This window comes from Citrobacter sp. L55 (assembly GCF_002850715.1).
Lineage (GTDB): Bacteria > Pseudomonadota > Gammaproteobacteria > Enterobacterales > Enterobacteriaceae > Citrobacter > Citrobacter braakii.
Genome location: NZ_KZ559427.1, coordinates 1 through 3,726, shown reverse-complemented (window position 1 = coordinate 3,726; position 3,726 = coordinate 1). Strand labels below are relative to the sequence as shown.

The 3,726-nt window shown below is 53.7% G+C and carries 6 protein-coding genes and 1 pseudogene; all 7 read left to right on the top strand.

Going from position 1 to position 3,726, the window contains the following annotated elements; genetic code table 11:
- Positions 1–521 precede the first annotated feature (521 nt).
- A complete protein-coding gene (locus tag B9P82_RS26655) occupies positions 522–1,250 on the top strand; it encodes a helix-turn-helix transcriptional regulator (RefSeq protein ID WP_101701306.1) in 729 nt (242 codons plus the stop codon).
- The gene (locus B9P82_RS29180; protein ID WP_246842173.1) at positions 1,247–1,750 is read left to right on the top strand and encodes a hypothetical protein; all 504 of its coding nucleotides are present in this window, start codon (positions 1,247–1,249) and stop codon (positions 1,748–1,750) included. The genes B9P82_RS26655 and B9P82_RS29180 overlap by 4 nt, the downstream gene beginning before the upstream one ends.
- A gap of 55 nt (positions 1,751–1,805) precedes the next feature.
- Positions 1,806–2,072: a hypothetical protein gene (locus B9P82_RS26645; RefSeq protein ID WP_246842172.1), complete on the top strand. Its 267-nt coding sequence runs from the start codon at positions 1,806–1,808 to the stop codon at positions 2,070–2,072.
- A 12-nt stretch (positions 2,073–2,084) separates the two neighbouring features.
- Complete coding sequence (locus B9P82_RS26640) at positions 2,085–2,396, top strand: hypothetical protein (protein ID WP_101701305.1); 312 nt, start codon at positions 2,085–2,087, stop codon at positions 2,394–2,396.
- Positions 2,397–2,454: 58 nt separating this feature from the next.
- The gene (locus tag B9P82_RS26635; RefSeq protein WP_101701304.1) at positions 2,455–2,922 is read left to right on the top strand and encodes a hypothetical protein; all 468 of its coding nucleotides are present in this window, start codon (positions 2,455–2,457) and stop codon (positions 2,920–2,922) included.
- Between the two features lie 53 nt (positions 2,923–2,975).
- Positions 2,976–3,515 (top strand): DUF4234 domain-containing protein, encoded by a 540-nt coding sequence (locus B9P82_RS26630; RefSeq protein ID WP_101701303.1) that lies wholly within the window; start codon positions 2,976–2,978, stop codon positions 3,513–3,515.
- Between the two features lie 89 nt (positions 3,516–3,604).
- A pseudogene (locus tag B9P82_RS26625) lies at positions 3,605–3,726 on the top strand (DUF945 domain-containing protein); the annotation flags it as partial.

The following is a 3,726-nucleotide window of genomic DNA, read 5'->3' as shown; positions in this document are numbered from 1 at the left end:
CCGGGAAGGGCTGGGAACAATCCGCGATGGCATTGTGAATGCCGCTTCCGCACTGTGGCACTGGTTTTTTTGAGGAGGTGGAAATGATACTCAGGAAGCTGACATGGCCTCTGTTACGCATGCTGCTGCGCTATATCCGAAGACAGACAGTAACCAGGATCCTGGATTACTGCCGGCGCGCAGGCTGGCCGGAGAAAGAGATCCACAGTCTCCACTGTGCCCTCATCGTTCTGTTTCGCATCTTACTGCGTTTACTGAGGGCGAGATTAATAAAATGCAATGCTGCAGCCACCTTCCGCCCTGACCACGCATCCTGCTGACCTGCCTGATGACAGGGTATGACCACCTGCAGTTCACCCACTGAACAATGTGGAATTATCAGCGTAAATTCAGTCAGTTACCGTGGTAAAAATATTTCATTTTTTCTGCCGCACGCTCTCATCGCTGGTCATAGCCTGTCCACCCCGTCCTGCATAATAACCGCATGAGATATGTCAGTATTTTTCATTCACGGAGGGCATATGCGCGCCACGGATCCTGCGCACCGACACGACAGGCTGGCACTCAGGCTGTCAGTTATTATCAGCCGGCTTCTTGCCGGTGAATCCCTTTCACTGAAAGCGCTGTCCGGTGAATTTGGCGTATCTGAACGCACCCTGCGCCGGGATTTCTCTCAGCGTCTGCTGCATCTGGATCTGACTGGCGATAATGGCTTCTGGCGTTTAAGAACGAACCCGATGCGCGATCATACCCCGGGTGCGCTGGCGTTTGCCCGCAACACCGGAATAGCCCGTCTCATTCCCTCACAGAGCCGTCAGCTGATGCAGCTGCTGATGGATGAAAACGGCACATCGCCCTGTCTGATAGGTCATGTACAGCAGCCAGCGGGGATCCTCCCGGACTGCTTTCAGCGGCTTGCTGAAGGCATTTACCACCACCGGATGGTCAGCCTGCTGGTAAAGGGTATTCGTCACGACCACCTTGAGCCCTACCGGCTGATTTTCTCACATGCATACTGGTATCTGGTGGCCAGCCAGTATGGTGCGATACGGGTATTCAGGGTTGAAGAAGTAACATCGGTCTCCCTGTCTGAACGCTCTTTTCACCGACGCAGTGAGACCAGCGCGCTCATTGTGGACGCGGATTTTATCAATGCCCTTCCGCATTTTCACTTTATCAGCAACGTCATTCACACCTTCCGGGAGCATTCTCCCGAACCTCAGACCAGACCAAAAGGAGTTAAAACATGAAACACGGTAAGGCCCTGCTGCTGAGCGCAGGAATGATGCTGGCATCGCTGTCGGCCGCAAATGCCGCTACGCCCGATGCTCTTATACAGGCACATCATCAGCGCTGCGACAAGCCCGTCTTCTATGCACAGACCGCTAACCACAAAAAAGAGGTCGAGATTTGCATCATCACCCCGTCGGTATCGTATTCATTCGGCAGGACCGGCGCAGAACATAAGGAAATGGACATTACCGTACCGGTACACACCACCGCGTACGCATACCAGAACAATCAGGTAATCAGTCTGCAGGAATTCACCGTCCGGAACGGCGATACCTCATACCAGGTATCTGCCGGGACAAACGATGAAGGCACACCGTTCGCGTCCCTGGACGTTTACCAGGGAACACCTGAGGCGGGTAAGCATCTGGCGGAAATCCGGTTCGACCCGGATACGGTGGTGAACAATATCAGCCATGCACTTGCACAGGAAGGCGTGGCGCAATCGGACAGCCTCTGAGCAGAGGCGTTTTAACGGATGGATTATTCACACAATGATTAACAGGCAATTAAAAATGACAATGGCACCCCGGGGCGCGTTACTGGTCGTCACGCTGCTGGCAGCGCAGGCCCTGAGTGGCTGTGGTGACAAAAACGAACAAGAGTTCATCCGGGGTTGCAAGTCCGGTGGAGGCACTACTGCAGTCTGCGGCTGTATATGGGATGAGCTGAAGACGAAATATACCCACGGAGAACTGGAGAAAATGAACCGGCAGTACGGCTATGTACCGCCGCGTTTTATGGACAACATGCTGAGCGCCGCTCAGCAGTGCAGAACATAAGGACTGAAAAGAATGACGCTAGTTATTAAATATTTCGCGATTGCATTCGGCATCGCGCTTGTGGTCGTCCTGTTTAACGTCTTCGGGAATACGGGCGAAATCCGCAGTTTCGGACAGGGAATGGGGTATCTGTTCTGGATGACGCTCGGCCCCGGTGCCGGTATGACGGTCGGCGCGTTCCTGCGCCTGTGGCTGATGCCGGACAGCGTCTATACCACCGGTGGAATGGGCGGCCTTTTAAAAGCCCGACTGTTCTGGCTTGCTGGCCCTCAGTGCATCGGCTGGCTGGCCGGCCTGATGACAGTTGGCAAACAGCTTATGTAACGCCCACAACGGGTTCATCAATAGTTGCCCGCCTCTTCGATAATTTAAGGAAAAGTTCATGCGCAAACTATCTGCCGTTCTGCTGGTGACAACACTGGCATTCACTGGCGTCGCACACGCCATCCCCAATATGTGGACCAGCGGCTTCGGCATGGGAGTGACCGAATACATCATCACCAGTTCCGAAAATGTCATGTTTAACCTTAACTGCACAGGCAACCCCGATGAGCAGAACATCCTGCAGCATCACGTCATGCTCACCTTTCCCGATGGTTCCGGGGCGGACTCACATGACGACCATACCGCCATCACGCTGGTAATAAACGATCGACAATTCCCGCTCCCTTCGTCTCTGGGATGGCGTAATGCGGACAATGCCTGGTCGCAGTTTATTACGGTCCTGGGACAGGCTGCACATTTTGATGTGTATGTGAATGACAGGAAAGCCGGCAGTTTTCATCCGGGGATCAGAAATACGCAGCAGGAACTTAAAAATATCAGTGACTGTGAAAATACCGCCGGTTAATTCCCGGAAACACTTCCCTCACTCCTCACTCGTTTAATACAGGAACTTAGTTTATGACGGATATAACAATTAATACTCTCAGCCAACGGCTGAATACCCGTACGCTGCATTTTGTCCTGCTCAGCATGGCCACCTGTGGCGTCTGGCCCCTGCTCTGGCTCTACAAAAAGCAGGATATCATCAGCGACACCACGGGCTACGCGCTATACGGCAATCTGTTTATTATCTGGCTGACCATCTGCTTCGGGCTCAGCCGCCAGCTGGGTGCTATGGCAGCGCCTGACCCGTACGGCTATGACTCAACCGGCGATATCCTGCTGGCCATCAGCGGGCTGCTCTCAGTGGCCAGCGGAGTGATGTATGTGGTCTGGGCCTTTAAGGCCAGAACCGCGCTGCGTCACTATGCGCTGAACACGTTTCGCTTTGACCTGAAGATAAACGCCTTTTATACCGTTCTGTTTAACGTCTTCTACATCACGTACTGCATCAATGACATGCAGAAGGCGCTGGTGAAGCACCAGATTATTCACGGCACTCCCGCAACATCGAATGAACCTGCTCCGGCCGGGGCAGAACAGACGAACCCGTCCTGACGACTGTCACAACACAGGTATTACACACCACCGACGCCCTGCTCATCCGAGCGGGGCGTTTTCTTTTGTTTCTCAGAAAGGAAATTTCCATGCGCTTAGCCAGCCGCTTTGGCCGAATTAACCAGATCCGCCGTGACCGTCCGTTAACCCGTGAGGAACTGATGCAGCATGTCCCCAGCGTGTTCAGTGAGGACAGACACGGTTCCAGAAG